Annotated in this window: 20 protein-coding genes; 13 read left to right on the top strand and 7 right to left on the bottom strand. The window is 70.2% G+C overall.

Annotated elements, in window-relative coordinates:
* Positions 1–12 precede the first annotated feature (12 nt).
* The 5 genes from lxmK (at position 13) to ACFY10_RS34140 (ending at position 2,943) form a co-directional block, all read left to right on the top strand.
* Complete coding sequence (gene lxmK / locus ACFY10_RS34160; RefSeq protein ID WP_390669110.1) at positions 13–1,122, top strand: class V lanthionine synthetase subunit LxmK; 1,110 nt, start codon at positions 13–15, stop codon at positions 1,120–1,122.
* Positions 1,122–2,066, top strand: coding sequence for a T3SS effector HopA1 family protein (locus ACFY10_RS34155; RefSeq protein WP_390669271.1), 945 nt, complete (start codon positions 1,122–1,124; stop codon positions 2,064–2,066). The genes lxmK and ACFY10_RS34155 overlap by 1 nt, the downstream gene beginning before the upstream one ends.
* A 3-nt stretch (positions 2,067–2,069) precedes the next feature.
* The gene (locus ACFY10_RS34150; protein ID WP_390669109.1) at positions 2,070–2,423 is read left to right on the top strand and encodes a helix-turn-helix domain-containing protein; all 354 of its coding nucleotides are present in this window, start codon (positions 2,070–2,072) and stop codon (positions 2,421–2,423) included.
* Between the two features lie 94 nt (positions 2,424–2,517).
* Positions 2,518–2,709: an LxmA leader domain family RiPP gene (locus tag ACFY10_RS34145; RefSeq protein ID WP_390669108.1), complete on the top strand. Its 192-nt coding sequence runs from the start codon at positions 2,518–2,520 to the stop codon at positions 2,707–2,709.
* Positions 2,710–2,763: 54 nt separating this feature from the next.
* Positions 2,764–2,943 (top strand): LxmA leader domain family RiPP, encoded by a 180-nt coding sequence (locus ACFY10_RS34140; RefSeq protein ID WP_390669107.1) that lies wholly within the window; start codon positions 2,764–2,766, stop codon positions 2,941–2,943.
* Between the two features lie 68 nt (positions 2,944–3,011).
* Here the strand turns inward: ACFY10_RS34140 and ACFY10_RS34135 are convergent, their stop codons facing one another.
* The 6 genes from ACFY10_RS34135 to ACFY10_RS34110 form a co-directional block, all read right to left on the bottom strand.
* Positions 3,012–3,410: a transcriptional regulator gene (locus ACFY10_RS34135; protein ID WP_390669106.1), complete on the bottom strand. Its 399-nt coding sequence runs from the start codon at positions 3,408–3,410 to the stop codon at positions 3,012–3,014.
* Positions 3,392–3,778, bottom strand: coding sequence for a hypothetical protein (locus ACFY10_RS34130; protein ID WP_390669105.1), 387 nt, complete (start codon positions 3,776–3,778; stop codon positions 3,392–3,394). The genes ACFY10_RS34135 and ACFY10_RS34130 overlap by 19 nt, the downstream gene beginning before the upstream one ends.
* Positions 3,779–3,914: 136 nt before the next feature.
* The gene (locus ACFY10_RS34125; RefSeq protein ID WP_390669104.1) at positions 3,915–5,150 is read right to left on the bottom strand and encodes an amidohydrolase; all 1,236 of its coding nucleotides are present in this window, start codon (positions 5,148–5,150) and stop codon (positions 3,915–3,917) included.
* A gap of 64 nt (positions 5,151–5,214) precedes the next feature.
* On the bottom strand, positions 5,215–6,114 hold the full coding sequence (locus ACFY10_RS34120) for a ribosome-inactivating family protein (protein ID WP_390669103.1): 900 nt from the start codon (positions 6,112–6,114) through the stop codon (positions 5,215–5,217).
* 281 nt (positions 6,115–6,395) lie between these two features.
* Positions 6,396–7,172 (bottom strand): NPP1 family protein, encoded by a 777-nt coding sequence (locus ACFY10_RS34115; RefSeq protein ID WP_390669102.1) that lies wholly within the window; start codon positions 7,170–7,172, stop codon positions 6,396–6,398.
* Positions 7,173–7,257: 85 nt separating this feature from the next.
* Positions 7,258–7,479: a hypothetical protein gene (locus tag ACFY10_RS34110; protein WP_390669101.1), complete on the bottom strand. Its 222-nt coding sequence runs from the start codon at positions 7,477–7,479 to the stop codon at positions 7,258–7,260.
* Between the two features lie 196 nt (positions 7,480–7,675).
* Here ACFY10_RS34110 and ACFY10_RS34105 point away from each other — a divergent pair, with 196 nt between their 5' ends.
* From ACFY10_RS34105 to ACFY10_RS34070, 8 genes are all read left to right on the top strand, one after another.
* Positions 7,676–11,419 (top strand): helix-turn-helix domain-containing protein, encoded by a 3,744-nt coding sequence (locus tag ACFY10_RS34105; RefSeq protein WP_390669100.1) that lies wholly within the window; start codon positions 7,676–7,678, stop codon positions 11,417–11,419.
* A 97-nt stretch (positions 11,420–11,516) separates the two neighbouring features.
* Entirely contained in the window at positions 11,517–12,173 is a 657-nt protein-coding gene (locus ACFY10_RS34100; RefSeq protein ID WP_390669099.1) for a hypothetical protein, read from the top strand.
* A gap of 117 nt (positions 12,174–12,290) precedes the next feature.
* Positions 12,291–12,947 carry a Uma2 family endonuclease gene (locus tag ACFY10_RS34095; protein WP_390669098.1) on the top strand — a complete coding sequence of 219 codons (657 nt, stop codon included), beginning with the start codon at positions 12,291–12,293 and terminating at the stop codon, positions 12,945–12,947.
* A 272-nt stretch (positions 12,948–13,219) separates the two neighbouring features.
* Positions 13,220–14,563: a tetratricopeptide repeat protein gene (locus tag ACFY10_RS34090; protein WP_390669097.1), complete on the top strand. Its 1,344-nt coding sequence runs from the start codon at positions 13,220–13,222 to the stop codon at positions 14,561–14,563.
* A 207-nt stretch (positions 14,564–14,770) separates the two neighbouring features.
* Complete coding sequence (locus ACFY10_RS34085) at positions 14,771–15,772, top strand: permease (protein ID WP_390669096.1); 1,002 nt, start codon at positions 14,771–14,773, stop codon at positions 15,770–15,772.
* Positions 15,769–16,485 carry a TIGR03943 family putative permease subunit gene (locus ACFY10_RS34080; RefSeq protein ID WP_390669095.1) on the top strand — a complete coding sequence of 239 codons (717 nt, stop codon included), beginning with the start codon at positions 15,769–15,771 and terminating at the stop codon, positions 16,483–16,485. Before ACFY10_RS34085 ends, ACFY10_RS34080 begins: the two co-directional genes overlap by 4 nt.
* A gap of 152 nt (positions 16,486–16,637) precedes the next feature.
* On the top strand, positions 16,638–17,342 hold the full coding sequence (locus ACFY10_RS34075; RefSeq protein ID WP_390669094.1) for a GAF and ANTAR domain-containing protein: 705 nt from the start codon (positions 16,638–16,640) through the stop codon (positions 17,340–17,342).
* Between the two features lie 28 nt (positions 17,343–17,370).
* Complete coding sequence (locus tag ACFY10_RS34070) at positions 17,371–17,649, top strand: ribosomal protein L7/L12 (RefSeq protein ID WP_390669093.1); 279 nt, start codon at positions 17,371–17,373, stop codon at positions 17,647–17,649.
* A gap of 7 nt (positions 17,650–17,656) precedes the next feature.
* On the opposite strand, the gene ACFY10_RS34065 is transcribed toward ACFY10_RS34070, so the two are convergent.
* Positions 17,657–18,469, bottom strand: coding sequence for a hypothetical protein (locus ACFY10_RS34065; RefSeq protein ID WP_390669092.1), 813 nt, complete (start codon positions 18,467–18,469; stop codon positions 17,657–17,659).
* Positions 18,470–18,505: the final 36 nt, after the last annotated feature.

Raw genomic sequence — 18,505 nt, 5'->3', positions numbered from 1 at the left:
GGGTGTTGGCCGATGTCCGAAGAGACCAGGACCCGCATACGCGTGCAACCGGTCGCGCTCAGTTCGGTGACCCACGTCAACGGGCTGCTGTCGCGCCTGGAACTGGGCGAACTGTCCGAGGACGAGGTGAGCTCCTACCGGGGCCGCAACGACAACTGGTCGGGCACGACCACGAGCGGCCATGCGGTGTTCGTCAAGCAGATCGTGGGCCAGCCCGCCGACATCCAGCAGCGTATCCACCACATGGCCGCCTTCGACCGGCTGGCCGCTCACCACGAGCTGGAGCACCTGTCGACGCCGAGGCTTCTCGGCTACGACCTGAACCATCAGCTCGTCGTCCACGAGTACCTGCACGGGACGGTCTCGGCCGCCGAGCTGGCGGCGGACGACGCGTTCACCGGTGAACTGGCCGCGCTGGCGGGCAAGGCCCTGGCGGAGGTACACACCCTCGGCGCCGGCAGGAGCCATGCCGACAGTGGCACCGGTCCGCTGCCACCGGTCAAGGGGCTGGAGGCGATACCGGGATCGGTGTACGCCGGCTCGTCGGCCGGGTCGATCGAGGCGTGGTCGATCCTGCACACCGACACGGAGGTGGCGCGGGCCATCGTGGATCTCGTCGGCGAGGCCGCGGCGTTCCACCGGCCCGTCCACGGCGATCTGCGCATCGACCAGATCCTCTGGGACGGCGAGCGGCTGTACCTCATCGACTGGGAGGAGTTCCGCCTCGGCGACCCGGCCCGCGACGTCGGGGCGTTCGCCGGCGAGTGGCTTTACCGGGCCGTCAACGGCATCCCGGAGAAGGTCGGCAAGGACCATCCCGGACAGGCCGACCACCAGCCCACCGACGCCGAGGTGATAGCGGCCGGTACGGCTGAACTGGACCGGCTGCGCCCGGTCACCGAGGCGTTCTGGCGTGGCTACCGCAGCGTTGACGCGAGCGCGGACGAAGACCTGGCGGTGCGGGCAGTGCGGTGGGCCGGATGGCACATGTTCGACCGCATGCTCGCGCTCTCGGAGCAGTCCTCACGCCTTCCCGCGATCTCCCGCGCGGCGGCCGGTATCGGACGGACCGCCCTGCTGGCCCCTGAGAAGTTCACCAAGACCATTGGATTGGACGTGTGATGATCCCCTCCGTCGTATCGGACATCATCCGCCGTACGAGCGTGGACGCCGCGACGCTGACCGCCACCGTCGACGGGGAGGAGGTGACGGCCGGTTCGACGGCCGCACTCTCGGGTGCTCTGGGCACCTTGCTGTACACACGACTGCACGCGGGGGTGCCGAAGGACGAACAGGGCCTTGCCGCGCGCACGGTGCGTGAGCCGCTGACCGAGGAAAAGATCGCTCTGCACACCCCGCACAAGGAGACGGTCCTCACCGCGGCCGTGGTCGGAGAGCCGGTCGACTCCACACAGGTGGTGCAGATCGACGCGGTGCGGGTCCGGGTGCCCGCCCATTCGGTTCTCGAACGGAACGGGCAGGTTGCCAGGATCGTCTTCCCCGCGCACCGCCCGGCGCTGTCGACCGGCTTCTACCTGGTGACCTCGTCCCAGGAGCACAAGACGAGCCCCGGCCTCCTGCGGCTGTATCTGCACTGCCGAGCTCTGCCCCAGGCCCTGGCGGCGTGGCAGACGGTGTTGACGTACCTGGAGGACAACGGGGCGGTGTACCGGGCGAAGATGCTGTCGTCCACGACCTCCTACCCCCGCCGGGACTCGATCGTGGTCTACCTGCCGCCTCAGTCGTGGCAGCACGCCAAGGCGCTGGCGGCCCTCGTCCCGGACCTGGACCTGGACGAGCAGGTCTCGCCGATCACGCACCCGCTGGCACCGGGAATGTCTGCGGCCTGGGAGCCGGACGACCCACGTCCGCACATGCAGCGCCTGAGTTTCGGCCAGCACCGCATGAACATCATCGCCACCGCGCTGGTCCAGCATGCCTCTCCCGGTGAGAGCGGCGACGCCGACCAGGCTGTCTACGAGGCGTTCATCGACAACGGGATCGATCCTGCGAATCCGGCGCGGAATCTGTCGTCTCCGCCGCTTCCCGAGCTGTCCATGGTCTAGGCCGTGGCCGCTTCGCAGGAAGGCAAGCGGCGTGGGCGACCTCATCTGGTGCCCATTCCGGAGAAAGCCGATGTGGTCTTGAGCGTGCTGACCGGACAAGAGACGGTCCCGCAGGCTGCCGCACGAGCGGGAGTGGCGGTGCAGACGGTATGGATGTGGCGCCGCAAGTTCATTGAGGCGGGGAAAATGGGCCTCGAGGGAGAGGTGGTCCGAAAAAAACCCAATGTTGGCGAAGAAGACGACCGGCTGACCCAGTTGAAGATCGCTCTCGGAGAGATCTATTTGGAGCTGTTCAAGCTGCGGTCCCAGTTGTCTGCGACAGGCATCGAGCACGATGGCCGCTTCTGGGGAAAGTAACGATTTTCTGTAGTGGCCTCCGCCGATGCTAAACATGATCCACGAACTGGCAGGCGGTCATGAGCCGCCGCCATTACACGAAAGGAACGACATCATGACCGAGTCTCTGATCTCCGGCTACATCGCCTACACCACCGCTGACCGCCTGGGCGCCTCCGCCATGGGTGAGGCCCCGGCCACGTCGCCGCTGACCGTCACGACGGTTTCGTCGCCCGAGTGCTCCGCCATGGCCGCCTCCGCGCTGGAAAGCGCCATTTCGGCGGCTACCGGTCACTTCAGCTGCTGACCCTCGTTCAGCGCCCCTCGTTCAACGCATTCAAAAAGAAAGGAATCAGGTGCCATGACTGAGACTCTGATCTCCGGCTACGTCGCTTACACCACCGCCGACCACCTCGGCGCTTCGGCTGAGGCCGAGGCCCCGGCGACCTCCCCGACGATCACCGTGACCACCTCCAGCGGTGTCTGCTCGGGTATCGCCTCGGCCGTCATCTCCAATGCGACGTTCGGCCACGGCTGCTGACATCCGCATAACCGTGACAAACCGTGCCGGGGTGCCCGTGGAGAAGACGGGCACCCCGGCACGGGGCTTTACTGAATCAGGCTCGGCGAATCCTCGGCCGGGACGGCGGCCTCGTCCGCCATTTCTTCTGTCGAGCCGGCTGTGTCGTCGGCCATCTTCGCCTCGTCGGCCATCTTCGTCAGCATAGCCAGGTGGTTGGTGAACGCCTGGCGCCCTTCGCGGGTCAGGGCCAGTGTCGTGCGCGGCATGGTGCCGTTCATGGCCTTGGAGACGGTGACCAGCCCCTGCTTGCGCAGGATGGCCACGTGCTTGGACAGCAGCGAGTCGGAAATATCCAGGCGCTCGCGCACCTGAGGGAAGGCCGCGGAGCAGCACACCGACAGAGCGGCGGCGATTCTCAGCCGTGTCGGCTGGAGAAACGCTTCCACCAACATCGGGCCGTTGCCGTTCACTTGCGTCGCATCCATGCCGCCATCCCTCCGTGAATCCATGCGAAGACGGTCAGAGCGACCACGAAGCCGGCCATGCCGTAGGCGGCGGCGAACGCGGCGCAGACGGCGCCCAGGACCACATCCACCTTCATCAGCGTGTTCCTCGACCGTTCGCTGATGTCCCGGTTCGGCAGGATCGCCACTCCGGTGCGCTTGGCGTCCAGCCGCGAGGCGAGGGCGAAGAACGCGAACATGCCGACGGCCGCCACGATGCCCACCGCCGTGTAGGCGGCGGAGCGCTCGACGTGGAACACATCCGGGGCGAAGGTGCTGCCGAGAGCGACGGTGAAGAGCACCGGCGGGACGACCACGCGCCACACCGGATCACGACGTCCACGCACCATCGCGTTGCGGGCTTCACTGACAGCGTTGAGAGAGTCACTAACATCCACGACTTGAATGCTAGGCAAGCACTTGAACAGTCGTCAAGTAGCAGGTCAGCCCTGCCGTGGTGTCCATAGGCGGCTCCAGTGCGGGGTACTAGACGAAAAAGGCCAGCGCCCCCGAAACCAACGTCCGCACCCCCGCCCCCACCGTCGACAGATCCGGCGCGAAGTGCGGGCTGTGGTTGCTCGGGACCGCCAGGAACTTCTCCATCAGGTCGGTGCCGGGTGCCGCGTCCCACACGTCGGCCGGGGTCGTCGTGACGAACCAGTAGGAGTACGGGATCCCGCCCTGTGCCAGGTGCGGGAAGTCCTCGCTGCCCATCACCGGGCCGAAGTCCAGTACCGTCCCGGCCCCGAGCACCTCCTCGTGCACGGCGGCGGTCCGGCGGTCGGTGTCGGCGTCGTTCGTGGTCACGGGGAAGGTCGCGCCCACGCTCACCTCGGGCTCCCGCGGGCAGCCGGCTGCCAGGGCCTCGCCCGCCGCGATGCGCCGGATCGCGGTGATCATCCGCTCGCGCACCTCGTCGGACTGGGTGCGCAGGTTGAGGGCGATGCGCGCCTCGGACGGGATGATGTTGTGCCGGGTGCCCGCCTCGATCCGGCCGACGGTCAGCACGGCGGACTCGCGGGCGGCGATCTCCCGGGAGACGACCGTCTGGAGGCGGGTGACGAGATACGCCGCCGTGACGACCGGATCGACGGTCGTCTCGGGCCGAGATCCGTGTCCGCCGCGGCCGTGGACGACGATGTCGACGTCGGTCGACGCCGACATGATCAGGCCCGGGGAGTGGGCGTAGAAGCCGACGGGGCCGGGCGCCGCGTGCTGGCCGAGCAGTACGTCCGGGCGCGGGAAGCGCTCGTACAGGCCGTCCGTGATCATCCCCTGCGCGCCCTGTCCGGTCTCCTCGGCGGGCTGTCCCACCACCAGCAGGGTGCCGGACCAGGTGTCGCGTCCGGCGGCGAGCGCCTCGGCCGCGCCCGCCAGCCAGGTCACGTGCAGGTCGTGCCCGCAGGCGTGCATCACCCCGGGGGTGGCGGAGGCGTACGGCAGGCCCGTCTCCTCGTGCACCGGCAGCGCGTCCATGTCGGCACGCAGCAGTACGGTCGGGCCGTCGCCGTTGCGCAGGACGCCCGCGACTCCGGTGCCGCCGATGCCCTCGGCGGTCTCGAAGCCCGCTTTGGTGAGCCGCTCGGCCAGCTTGGCGGCCGTGCGGTGCTCCTGGAGCGACAGCTCGGGGTGGCGGTGCAGGTCCCGGTAGAAGTTCTCGAGGTCGGTGACCGGGAGGTCGGCGGTCAGGTCCAGCGCGGTGCGGGCGGCGGCAGACGACATGGGGGCAGCGTAGGCGGCGCCCGGCCCCGACGGGACCGGGCGCCGCCTGTCGCGACGGCCGCCGCTACTTCCCCTTGGCGACCTGCAGGTAGTAGATCGCGTACAGGGCTGCGCTGACCAGGCTCGTCTGGATCCACTCCCGGGTGTTCTTGTTGAACGTCCAGATCCTGTAGGCCCGGTCCGGCGAGTCGCTGCGGTGCTCGCGCAGCAGTTCGTTGTACCGGTTGCTGCCCTGGCCCCAGGTGTTCTGCATGTCCACGTAGTGGGCGGACAGACGGGTGGGCCTCAGGTTCTCGTCGTTCAGGAGGCCGAAGTAGTTCATGATGGGGCGGAATCGAGTCGCCCCCGAGACGGCCTGGGTCATCATCAGCACCGCGTGCGCCCTCGCCTGGCGGCTGCCACCCCTGATCAGGGTGTACACCGCCTGGTCCAGGTTGTGCGGGTTGTACTCCAGGTCGTAGCGATTGGTGTTGGCCGCGTTCTGGAGGTCGTTGTAGTTCTCGCCGAAGCCCGCGGCCTCGCTGTTGCTCGGCATGTCCTGGTCGGGGTCCAGGTAGTAGTACCTCTGCTCGCCGTTGGCGCCGCCCCACCAGCCCATGAGGTACAGGTCCGAGGCGTGCAGCCGCAGCGTCACGAAGCGCTGGTTGTGCTGGATCTCGACGTCGACGTTGATGTACCTCCGGTTGGCGGCCGGGTCCGTGTGCATGATGCGGTAGCCGGTGCCCGGCACGGATTCGTCGTGGCCGCTGTTCACGGCCCAGCGGATGGCGCCGATGAAGTTGAGGTAGCTGTCGCGGTGTCCGATCTTCCATCTGGGGTTGCTTGCGGCGTCCGCGCTCTGGACCGCGCCGAGCGGTCCGAGGAGCGTGGCGAAGACCGACAGCACGACGGCGGCGACGATCGATCCGACGGTGATCCTGCGGGTGCGGTGCCGGGGCGCCGGCATCACGTCTGTGTGGGACATGCGCTGTTCTCCTGGGGTGCGGAGTGCCGGGAGCCGTCCTTGCCCCATCGACGTTCGCAACCGGAATGTTGATTGGCATGTCCCTTTTGCCAGGTGAATCAACCGGCTTGCCAGGTAGATCAACCGTCGGCGAACGCGAAGCGGCCGCCGACGCGACAGGGGGGAGTGTGCGTCGGCGGCCGCGGTTGGGGGTGGCGCAGTACAGGAGCCTGGCAGGCGGAGAGTTGATCGGCATCCCTGTTCATGGGGGCAATCAATTCCGTGGATCCGCCGCCTGCCGGTCAGGCGTACGGGTCGAATGTGATGTCGCTCGGCTTGGCCTTGTTCAGGTGGTCGGCGAACTTCGAGTCCTGGAGCGGGAAGTTGGCGCTGCCCCAGTCGGAGGCGTTCATGATGTTCCGCAGGTTGGACGCCATGTTGTCCCAGCTGATCAGGTTCTCCTGGTGCCAGGCACCGGTGTCGTTCTCCGGCGTCTCGCCCCACTTGGCGAAGCGGAAGGCGTGGGTGGACGCGCCGTCCTTGTGGTAGACGGCCTCGACGCGCCGGCCGTCCATCGGGACGTCGGCGATCGGGTGGGTGCTGAAGCCGCCGTGCGCGGAGGCGGACAGGTACGCCGGGGTGGACGCGCCGTCCTTGACCCAGACGACCATGCACTCCCAGTCGTGGCGGTGGCCGATGCCCGGGGAGGCCTCGTCCTTCTCGAAGTAGCTGGCGTAGATGATCCCGCACCAGCCGTTGTTGCACTTCGACCGCGAGTAGGTGTTGGCGTGGCCGAGGTGGCCGGAGCGGCACTCGCCGGTGATCGAACCGGTCGGCTTCAGGCCGCCGTTGAGGTTGCCGCTCGGGTCGATCGCGGCGGCCGGGTAGCAGCTGTCCGAGTCGTAGTCGTAGACCGGCTCGAAGTTCTTCTCGAACGAGGTCGCGTTCTCGGGCAGGTTCTGCAGCACACCGGCGGAGGCGGTGCCCGCCATGGCGAGGGCGAGAACTGCGGCGCTGCCGGCCACGGCGGCGGCCCTGGCGAGGCGGTGAGGCCTGGTGCTGCTGACTGCTGGGGACATGGGGGGCTCCAGTCGACGGTCCACTCGTGACTCGTCCCGGACATGACATCCGGGTGCGGGACGAAGACTGGTGCAAGTCGAGAGATCAATGGAAGGGCTTTCCATCAAACTCGAGGCGCATTTTCACCGAACTGATCAACGTCGGGCAGGGTGCGGTGACCGACGGAACGGGAGGTTCCGGACGAAGCCGTACGACGGGCCCGGTGGCGGACGACGGGGATGACAGCGCGGACACCGCGATCACTGCGACCAGGGCGGACGAGACGAACGCCGACAGGCCGAGATGGCGAAGGATGCTGGCGTACACGGGTGCTGTTCTCCTCGGTGATGACGTCTCGACCGAGGCTTGCAACCGGAACGTTGATTGGCACGTCGCTTTTGTCACAGCAATCAATTGCAGTGAACCGGTTCCGCGTTATTTGTCCGGACGTTAGGTTGTCGTCTCTCCGGGCGAGTACGAAAGCCGTACGAAAGCCGCCAGTGGTACAGAGGGGGAGCGCGCCGTGGGCCGACCCGAAAGACCCGTGGATCCCGAGGCCGGTCCCGTACAGCGCCTCGCACATCAACTGCGCGAGCTGCGCAAGGCCGCCGGCAGCCCCTCGTACCGGGCGATGGCCCAGACCGCCGGGTTCTCCGCGACAACGCTGTCACAGGCCGCGGCCGGAGAGCGCTTGCCGTCGCTCGCCGTCGTCCTCGGATACGCGTCCGCGTGCGGAGCGGATCCCGCCGAGTGGGAGGCCCACTGGAAGGAGGCCGACACGGCGGGGACGGCGCGCGAGGAGGACGAGGACGTGCCGCCGCCGTACCGGGGCCTCACCCGGTTCGAGCCGCACGACCGGCGGCTCTTCTTCGGCCGGGACCGGCTGGTCGAGCAGCTGAACCGGCTGGTGTGCGACCACCGTTTCGCGGTGTTGTTCGGCGCTTCGGGCAGCGGAAAGTCGTCACTGCTCAGGGCCGGTCTCATCCCGCGGCTCAGGGACGAGATCGCGACCCGCGGCCGGCCGGCGGTGCTGCGCGTCCTCACCCCCGGCGACCGGCCCGCGCAGACCTACGGCCATCTGCTCGCGCCCGCCGAGGGGGAGCCCGAGAGCTGGGTGGTGGTCGACCAGTTCGAGGAGGTCTTCACCCTCTGCCGGGACCGCGCCGAGCGTGCGCGGTTCATGGATCTGCTGCTCGCCGCCCGCGACCCGGACCGCCGGCTGAAGGTCCTCATCGCCGTACGGGCCGATTTCTACGCCCGCTGCGCCGAGCACCGCGACCTGGCCGACGCCCTGTCCGGCGCCGGACTCCTGGTCGGCCCGATGGCCGCCGACGAACTGCGCGAGGCGGTGGTCAGACCGGCGCAGGCGGTCGGGCACCTGGTGGAGCGGGAGCTGACCGCGAAGATCGTCGAGGAGGTCCTGGACCAGCCCGGCGGCCTGCCGATGCTCTCGCACGCCCTGCTGGAGACCTGGCGCCGGCGCAAGGGCCGGATGCTGACGCTGGCCGCGTACGAGGCGGCCGGCGGGGTGCGCGGCGCGATCGCGGCCAGCGCCGAGAAGGTGTACGGGCAGCTGACCGCCTCGCAGCGGAGCGCCGCCCGCCGCCTGCTGCTGCGCATGATCGAGCCGGGCCGGGGCACCGCCGACACCCGCCGCCCCCTCACCCGCGCCGAACTGGACGAGTGGGCCGACCCCGAGGTCCCGGTGGTGGTGGAGCGGCTGGCCGGTGCGCGGCTGCTGACCGCCGACGAGGAGGGCGTCCACCTCGCCCACGAGGCGCTGATCACCTGCTGGCCGCGGCTGCAGGGCTGGATCGAGGAGGACCGCGAGCGGCTGCGCGGGCACCGGGCCCTGACCGAGGCCGCCCGCACCTGGCTGGAGCACGACCGCGACCCCGGTGCCCTGTACCGGGGCACCCGGCTCGACCGGGCCGAGGAGCACTTCCCGGATCCCGGGCAGGAGCCGGCGCTGACCGCGACGGAGCGGGACTTCCTGATCGCGGCGTTCGCGGCCCGCGACGCGGAACGCCGGGCCGCCGCCCGCTCCACGCGCCGGGCCCGCACCGCGGTCGGCGTGCTGTCGGCCGTCCTCGCGGTGGCCCTGGTCGCGGGCCTGTCCGCCTGGACGCAGAGCCGTGACAACGAGCGCCGGCGCACCGAGGACGCGGCCCGCCGTATCGCCTCCGTGTCGGACGGTCTGCGCACGACCGACCCGCGCACCGCCCAGCTGCTCGGCGTCGCCGCCTGGCGCATGGCCCGGCTGCCGGAGACCCGCGGGGCGCTGCTGGGCGCACTCGGCCGGCCGGAGGTGGACACTTTCAGCGACCCGACGCCGGGCGACGGGCCCGTGCGCTACCTGACGGATTCCGGCCGTACGCTGCTCAGCGTCGACGGCCGCGACTGGCGGACCTGGGACGTGGCACACCACCGGCGCATCGCCTCCGGGCGGCTGCCGGCGGGCGGCACCGCGCAGGCGGCGAGCCCCGACGGGCGGCTGCTGGCGGTCCGCGGGGACCACGGTGTACGGCTGTGGGACACGGCCACCGGGCGGTGGCGCGCCGACCCACTGGCGGCGAACGCCCTGGTGGACTTCAGCGGCAGCAGTTACGTCGTGACCGACCCGGACGACTCCACGGCACAGGTGCGCTCGGCCGCGGACGGCAGCCTGCGGTACCGGACGCAGGCGGAGAGCTCGAACGTGGTCGCGGTCGGCGCCGACGGCCGGCTGGTCGCGGTCTGCCCCGTCGGCGGTAAAGCACTGCAGGTACGGGACCTGAGCAGCGGGCGCATCGTGCCCGGGCACTGGGAGAAGGAGGGCGGAGTCTGCGGCGCGGACCGGTCCGCCTTGGTCCTGGGCGCCGGGCAGCGGCTCGCCGCGGTGACCTCGACCGGGGTACGGGTCTGGGACCTGCGGTCCGGGAAACGGCTGGCCGACCTCGCGGACACGGAGGTGAAGTCCCTCGCCTTCAGCAAGGACGGCAGCCTCCTGGCGACCGTCGACGCGCGGGAGGTCAGGGTGTGGCGGCCGGAGGCCGATGCCCCGCTCTTCCGGCACTCCCTGAACAACCAGCACCTGTACGGCCCTCTGGTCTGGGACGACGAGCATTCCGTGCTGCGCTACCTGGAGGGCGGCACCGTGCACTCGCTGCAGATCCCGGCCGCCGTCACCTCCGACTGGCAGGACACCCCGCAGGACCAGGTGCTGCTCAGCCCCGACGGCCGCACCCTCGCCACCGCCCTGCGCACCGGCGACCACTACACGGTCCGCCTTCGCGACACCCGCGACGGCCGGCTGCTGCACACCCTTCCCTCCCTGCCCGTCCCCGTCTCCCGCGACCCCTCCTCCCCGGTGGTCCCGGCGTACACATCCGCTCTCCTGGCCTTCTCCCCCGACAGCAGGACGCTGGCGTACACCGTCGCGGCCCCCGGCAGCGAGGTGTCCGCACAGCGCGTCACGGTCTGGGACGTCACCGAGCGCCGGGTCCGTACGACGCTCGACCTCGTGACCGGTACCTCGACCGGCGCGGTGGTCACCATCGCCCTGGGCCGGGACGGCCGCACGCTCTACGCCGCCCGCACAACCGCCATCGGCACCTACGGCGACGAGATCTGGGACCTCGCGCACCACCGCCGGACGGCCGTTCTCAAGTCCCTGTCGAGCACCCACCTCGCCGTCGACCGCGACGGCGGCGTCCTGGCCGGCGACAACCGCGTCGCCGCTCTGCCGGCGCGCCGGGTCACCGCCCGCGACCTGGTCCAGGGCGACGAGATCGGCGCCCTCGCCTTCGCCGCGGACGGCTCGCTGTTCGCCGCGGGCGACCAGACGGGCCGGGTCGCGCTGTGGGACGGGAAGCTGCGACAACGCGTCGGCATCCTGCACAACGTCTTCGCCGCCCTCCCGGACGGCATCGGCGATGCGGTCTTCGGCGACACCTCGGAGGCGGTCAGCGCCCTCGCGATCAGCCCCGACGGCAGGACCCTCGCGGTCGGCGGCGAGTCGGGCAGCCTCCAGCTGTGGGACATCGCCACCCAGCAGCCGCTCGGCTCCCCCCTCACGACGTCCGGCGAGGAGATCGACACCGTCGCCTTCAGCGCCGACGGCACCACGGTGTACGCGGGCAGCGCGCACGTACCACTGCAGCGGTACGGGATCGATCCGACGCGAGCGGTGAAGACGGTGTGTGCGCGGACGGGCGGCGGTCTGACGCGCGCGCAGTGGAAGACGTATCTGCCGGGGATGGCCTACCGGACGGTGTGCGGGGATTGATTCGGGTTGATTGCCCTGATGGGAGGGGTGTCCGAACAATTCCTCGGCTTCGACGATCGTCCTGTCGCTGCGTTCCTTTCGACGGGAGACCACACCCATGAAGCTCAAGCAGCCCGGCCGCCGCAGACTGGCCCTTCTGGCGCCCGCCTTCGCCCTCGCGCTGATCCCCTTCTCCACGGGGACGGCCAACGCCAACACCAGCCCCGGTTGGGGCGACGACAAGCCCGACGTGATCTGGGACTGCAACCACGGCAAGGCCGACTCGTGCCAGTACCACGAGGTCAAGGCGTGGACCGTGCTGGGCAAGCGGCGTCAGGTCGGCAACCCGGTGTACAACTGCGCGGGCAGCTCCCCCCTGGGCTTCGACGTCACGTTCAGGACCGACCGCACCTCGTCGTACTCGTTCCAGCAGGAGACGAAGGTGGAGGTCACGTCCGGCTTCTCGGACGTGCTGGAAGGGGGCATGTCCGCGAGCTCGTCGCAGACCGAGAAGTGGGAGGTGGGCCAGACGGTCAGCGCCGGCACCACCCTCAGGGGCACCATCCAGCCCCATGAGGCGGGCGGCTACTGGTTCGCGCCGTACTGGCGCAAGTCCCAGGGCTGGCTCGAGGTCCACTACGGCAAGCGGAACCACGGCCACTACTTCTGGTACTACCCGGGCCAGGGCTCCACGGGTGTGCAGATCAACACGCCGGTGATGAACTCGGACGGCTCGATGAAGGGGAAGTGGTACTGGGCGACCTGGAAGTGCTGACCGCCGGGTTGGCTGCGGAAACGTAACAGCACACTCGTTCGAGTGAACGGCTCCGCATTACGACGGCGGCCCTCCCGTCTACCCTGGGAGGGTCGCGTCGAGCGAAGGAGGTCTGTCATGGCGACGGCGGAGCCGATTATCATGCCTGGGTATCAGGGCGAGGCCATTCACGGTCCTTACGACGACCCTGACGGCGACAGTGACGCGGACAACGGCGTGCCCGACTACTCGGACACGAGCGTAGAGGCGGCCTTCGAACGCATCAGTGCGGCAGCTCCCATGGGCTGGCGCGTGGAGCTGATCGAAGGAGAGATCTGCGTGACGCCACCGGCCAACGGGGAGCACGAGGAGATTCTGGCGAAGGTCAATCGCCAGGTCATCCGGCAGGTGCCGGATGACTCCCTGCTCAACTACTTCGGCATCGGCTTGAACGTCCCCGGCTCGTCGGACACCGGTCATGTCGAGCCGGACCTGGTGATCGCTCCGAATGGAACTTTCGACGACCAGGAGCAATGGCACGACCCGACGGGTGTCCTCCTCGTCGCCGAGGTCACCTCCAAAAGCACCGCCGACCGCGACCGCGACAAGAAGATCCACGGCTACGCCCGCGCCGGCATCCCTGTCTACCTGCTGATCGACCGTGAAGAAGCGGAGATCACCGTCTACTCCGAGCCTTCCGGTGACGACTACACCCAGAACCCCAAGTACAAGCTCGGCCTCGCCGTCCCCCTCCCCGCCCCCCTCGGCTTCGAGCTGGACACGGCGGAGTTCTGAGCCTCGTTTCGTCAGCCCCCGTGGCTGACCTGCTGCACCTGACCGACAGGCGTCGCGTCCGCCGCCCGCGCCGGGCCCGCGTTGGCGGCAAGTACCAGGGCGGCGACTGCGACGATGGCTGCTGCGAATCCTCGGGCGTAACGCTCGGAGATGTGTCGGAGCACGGCAACCTCTCAACAACGTCTCAACAGTGTTGTATTAAACGCGCTTAAGACGCCGTTTAACGTAGAGGTCGGCAGGGGCCAACGGCAAGAGGTACAGGGGGAGTTGTCGTGTCGGACCGTGACGATCCGGTAACCATCGGTCGAAGAGTCCAGCAATTGCGGTCCGAACGCGGGCTCACCCAGCGGCAGTTGGCGGAGCCCGCCTACACCCCCGCCTACATCTCCACCCTGGAGGCCGGCCGGGTCCGCCCCTCCGACGAGGCGTTACGGCACATTGCCGAGCGCCTCGGGATCGCCTACGACGAGCTGGTCACCGGGCGTCCGGCCCGCCTCGCCACCGACCTGCGCCTCAGGCTGACCGAGGCCCAGCGCACCCTCGCGAGCGGGCAGGCCGAGCAGGCGGCGGAGCAGTACACCGCGCTGCTCGCCGAGGCGGAGGGCCACGAACTCGTCGACGTCCAGGCGGTCGCGCTGCTCGGGCTCGGCGAATGCGCCCTGGACACGGGAGAGTTGGAGGCCGCCCGGGAGTACTTCGAGCGCTCCGAGCGCGCACTCACCGACGTACCGCTGCCCGCCCGCGTCCCCGCCCTCCGAGGTCGCGCCGTCTCCCACTACCTCGCCGGTGAACTCCGCTACGCCGTCTACCTGTTGGAGTCCACCCTCGACGAGCTCAACCGCGGCGGACTGCACGACCCGGACGCCCTGCTCCTGCTCTACGCCAGCATCATCGGCCCCTACATGGACATGGGCGCCCACGCCCGCGCCGCCCAGGCCGCCGAGTTCGCGCTCGCCCTCGCCCCGCAGTCCGGCGACCCCGCACTCGTGGCCCGTATGCACCGCTCGGTGGCCCGCACCCTGCTCGCCGAGGGCCGCCTCGCCGAGGCCGACGCCTCGCTCGCCAAGGCCGTCGAGCTCTACCGCACCCTCCAGATCCGCACCGAACTCGCCAACTGCCACTGGATGCGCGGCTACGTCTACGCTCAGAACGGCGAACTCGACCGCGCGGAGGCCGAGTTGAGGCAGGCCCTCGACATGCTCTCCGCGGGGCGCGCCGCCCTCTACAGCAGCCAGGTCGCGGTAGAGCTCGCCGACGTACTGCACCGGCGCGGCAAGTCCGACGAGGCCGCGGCCCTCCTGCACGACGTGCTCAGCGACATCGGCCCCGAACGCGGCGCCCTGCACTCCGCCGCCGCCCACCGCCTGCTCGGCATCATCGCCGAGGACGCCGGGGACACGGAGGCCGCCGAGGAGCACTACGTCCGTGCGCTGAGTCTGCTGGAGCGGGCGGGGGCGGTGGGGGACCTGGCGGATCTGTGCCGTCTGCTCGGCGATCTGTTGCGGCGCACTGGGCGGGTGGAGGCGGCGTTGGATGCGTACCGGACGGGGCTGGGGCACCGTACGGCGCCCGGTACGACGACGTTGGGGCCGGCCCCGGCGCAGCCGCCGCTGTGACGCCATGCCAATAGGGGCGGATTCGCCGTCGGCGACTGCGGGGCCGTCGTGGCTGGTCGCGCCCACGCGGCGGAGCCGCATATTGATACAGCCCCGCGCCCCTGTGAGGGTGGCTGCCCACAGCCTTCTCCGGGGTTGTTCCGGAGTTGTGCACAGGCTCGGGCTGTTGGCTCGCCGGGGCATCAGCAGGACGACCGGGACGGGCACGTGGAAGAGCGACGGACGGTGGCCGACTGGCTGTGTCTCGTCGTGCGTGCGCTCGTGTACGCCGTCGTCGGGGGCGCCGCGCTGATCGCCGTCGCGACGGTCGTGTCCGTTCTCGGGCCGATGCTCGTGCTCGACCTCTACACGCCGCCGGTGGCCGCCTGGTGGACCGTGTTCACGGCGATCGTTGTGCAGGGGGTGCCTTTTCTGCTGCTCGGTACGGTCGTGTCGGCGGCCATCGGCGCCTTCGTGCCGGAGCGGGTCTTCAGCCGGCTGCTGCCGAGCAACCCGGTGCTCGCGGTGCCGGTGGCGGGGGCGGCGGGAGTCGTCCTGCCCGGGTGCGAGTGCGCGTCCGTGCCGGTGGCCGGGAGTCTGATGCGGCGCGGGGTCGCGCCCGCCGCCGCCCTCGCCTTTCTGCTGTCGGCCCCCGCGATCAACCCCGTGGTTCTGGTGGCCACTTCGATCGCCTTCCCCGGCCGGCCGACGATGGTGCTCGGCCGGCTGGTCGCCTCGCTGGCGACGGCGGTGGTGATGGGCTGGCTGTGGGCGAGGTTCGGGCGGGACGAGTGGCTCCGGCTGCCGAAACGGCACACACCGGCCTCCTCGGGTCTGCGCGCCTTCGGCGCCGGGCTCCAGCACGACTTCCTGCACGCCGGCGGCTTCCTCGTGCTCGGTGCGGCAGCCGCGGCGACCTTCAACCTCGTCGTCCCCCGCTCCGTCCTGGACGTCTTCACCGGCTCGGCCTGGCTGTCGGTGCTGCTGCTCGCCGCCCTCGCGGTCGTGCTGTGCGTGTGCAGCGAGGCGGACGCGTTCGTCGCGGCCTCGCTCAGCGGCTTCTCGCCGACCGCGCGGCTGGCGTTCATGGTGGTGGGCCCGATGGTCGACCTGAAGCTGATCGCGCTGCAGGCGGGGACGTTCGGGCGGGCCTTCGCCGTGCGGTTCACCTCCGTGACCTGGGCGGTGGCCGTGACGAGCAGTGTGCTGACGGGGTGGTGGCTGCTGTGAGGCGCTACGGATCCGGGGCACTGCTCCTGCTGACGGGCGGCGCGGTCCTGCGCATCACGCTCTTCAGCGACCTGTACCTGAGGTACGTGCAGCCGGCCCTGCGGCCCTGCCTGATCGTCTCCGGCGTGGCACTGATCCTGCTGGGCCTGACGACGGCCGTCCTCAGAAGCCGCGACCACGTCGAGGATCACGGCCACGGTCACGGCGTCGCCGGCCCCCGCGTCTCCTGGCTCCTCGTCCTGCCCGCCCTCGCCCTGCTCCTCTTCCCGCCGCCCGCCCTCGGCTCCTACAGCGCCGAGCGGGAGGCGGCCCAGCGGGCGGCGCAGGGCGTCGGCATCTTCCCCGCCCTCCCTGCCGGAAACCCGGTCGACCTCACCCTCGCCCAGTTCGGCTCCCGGGCGATGTACGACACCGGGCGGTCGCTGAAGGGCCGTACGGTCCGGATGACGGGCTTCGTCACGCACGGCGACGACGGCACCTGGTACCTCACCCGGCTCCTGGTCTCCTGCTGTGCCGCCGACGCCACCACCAGCAAGGTGGAGATCCGCGGCGCCGCATCCGACGGGCCGCCGCCCGCCGACACCTGGATGACCGTCACCGGCACCTGGCAGCCCGGGGGCAGGCTGGGCACGGACGCGGCCTGGCCGCCGGTCCTCGACGCGACGTCGGCCCGGCGGGTACGGCAGCCCGCTGATCCCTACGAGAAGCGGTAGCCCTGCTCCGTAGCCCTGCTTCGTAGTCAGTGTCGGCAGTCCTTCTCGGCAGTGTCACTGTCCAGCCGGACCGCGTTTCGCCCCTGAGGGCAGGGGTAGTCGGGCAGCGCTCCCAGATGCAGGCCTCGCTGCGATCGAAGGAGGCGGTGGCCGTGGATGCAGTCAGGGCCATCGACGTGATCGCCGAGGTGGTGCGTGATGCCCGACCCGGGGAGATCCCTGCCCGGTTGTGCGCGGTGGCGGTGAAGCTGCTGCCGGTCGTCGGGGCGAGCGTGTCGCTGCGCTGCAACGGGATGCCCATCCGGCTCGGCGCGAGCAGCGCGGAGGCCTCGTATCTCGCGGAGGTGCAGGCCACCCTCGGTGACGGGCCGTGTCTGTCCGCCTCCCAGGCCGGTGCCCCCGTGCTCGCCTGCGATCTGACGGCCGGCCGGGACGTGGGCCGCTGGCCGGTGTTCGCCCAGCAGGTGACGGCCGTCGGCGTCCAGGCCGTGTACTCGGTGCCGCTGGGCGACGACGGCGTGACCGTGGGCACGCTCGACCTCTACCGCGACACCCCGGGCGAGCTGACCGAGCAGGAGCTGCGCCGGGCGCTGCTCGTGGCCGCCGTCATGACGCTGGCCCTCACGTCCCTGCCGCGGGAGGAGAACGGCAGCGGCGGGGAGGAGCCCTGGCTGGGCGGTCTGGCCCCCGAGCACGACGAGGTCCACCAGGCCATCGGCATGATCATGGCGCAGCTCGGCATCGACGCCGAAGACGCGCTGGCCCGGCTGCGCGCCCACGCCTTCGCGCAGAGCCGTACCGCCCTCGAGGTGGCGCACGACGTGGTCTCGCACCGGGAGAGACTGGACGGCGGCTGAGCGATCTTCGGATATCTATGATCGCGCCATGGACATATTTGGGTTCACCGTGATCACCCTGCTCGTGCTCTTCGGCATCGGCAGCATCGAGAACCGGATCTCCCGCGCGGACAAGCGAGTTGCCCGGATCGAGCACAAACTCGACCTCGTCCTGGGCCACTTGGGGCTGACCGAGCCGGAACCGTGGTCGGACGAGGTGAACGCACTGGTGCGGGACGGCAAGAAGATCCAGGCGATCAAGGTGTACCGGGAGGCGACGGGGGCGGGCCTGAAGGAGGCCAAGGAGGCTGTGGAGAAGCTCGGTTAGGAGGCGGTCAGACCCTGAGCCGCGCCTGCTTCCTGACGTCGGCCAGCCGCTGCGCGCCCACCTGTACGAAGGCCTTCGTGGCGTCGGCGGACACGTCGCCCGTGCCGCCGTGGGTGAGGGCGATCGTGTCGTCGCCGACGCGGACCACGGCGACGTCGAGCGTGAGCACGGTCTTCTGGCCGTCTGCCGTCGGGCCGGTGAACGTGACCCGCAGCCCCTGCCGGGCATCTCCGACGACCGGCAGTACGGTCTCGTCGACCCGGACGCCCTGGACAGTGCCGCGCCCGGTCACCGCCGTGAACTTGGCGCAGGTCTGCGGCAAGGTCTTCATCCAGGCCAGCGTCCGGTCCACGTCGGCGGGCTTCAACGAGAGCACCTGATACCGCAACTGCGCCTGGTCCATGGCATCGTCGAGCCCGGTCACGGCCCGGGTCCCGGCCGCGTCCGCACCGAACAGATCGTCCGTGTACAGCGCGTCGAGAAGCTTTCGGCATTCCGGTACGTCGGCGTGTGCCTTGAGCACCCCGTCCCGCCAGGTCGCGGCCCCCTGCGTCGGCGCCCACGGCGCACCCAGATCCGCCTGGGTCAGCAGCGCGCCCTGAGCCTGTGCCTCGGTGAGGGGCTGGGGCGAGGCCGGGGCGGCCACGGACGGCTTCGCACTGTGCTCGGCACTGGGCGAGGCGGCGGGTGTCCGCCCTTGCCTCGCCCCCGTCTCCGGGTCCGGGCCCACGCCCACGATGAGGCCGCACGCACTCGCGCTCACCAGGGCCCCCGCGGACAGCACGGCGAAGACGAGGACACGGGACGGGGTGCGGGTCATCGGACGCCTCCTGGCCACCTCAAGCTCGGTTACGTC

This window comes from Streptomyces sp. NPDC001401 (genome assembly GCF_042895385.1).
Classification (GTDB): Bacteria; Actinomycetota; Actinomycetes; order Streptomycetales; family Streptomycetaceae; genus Streptomyces.
This window is presented reverse-complemented; position numbering and strand designations above follow the sequence as displayed.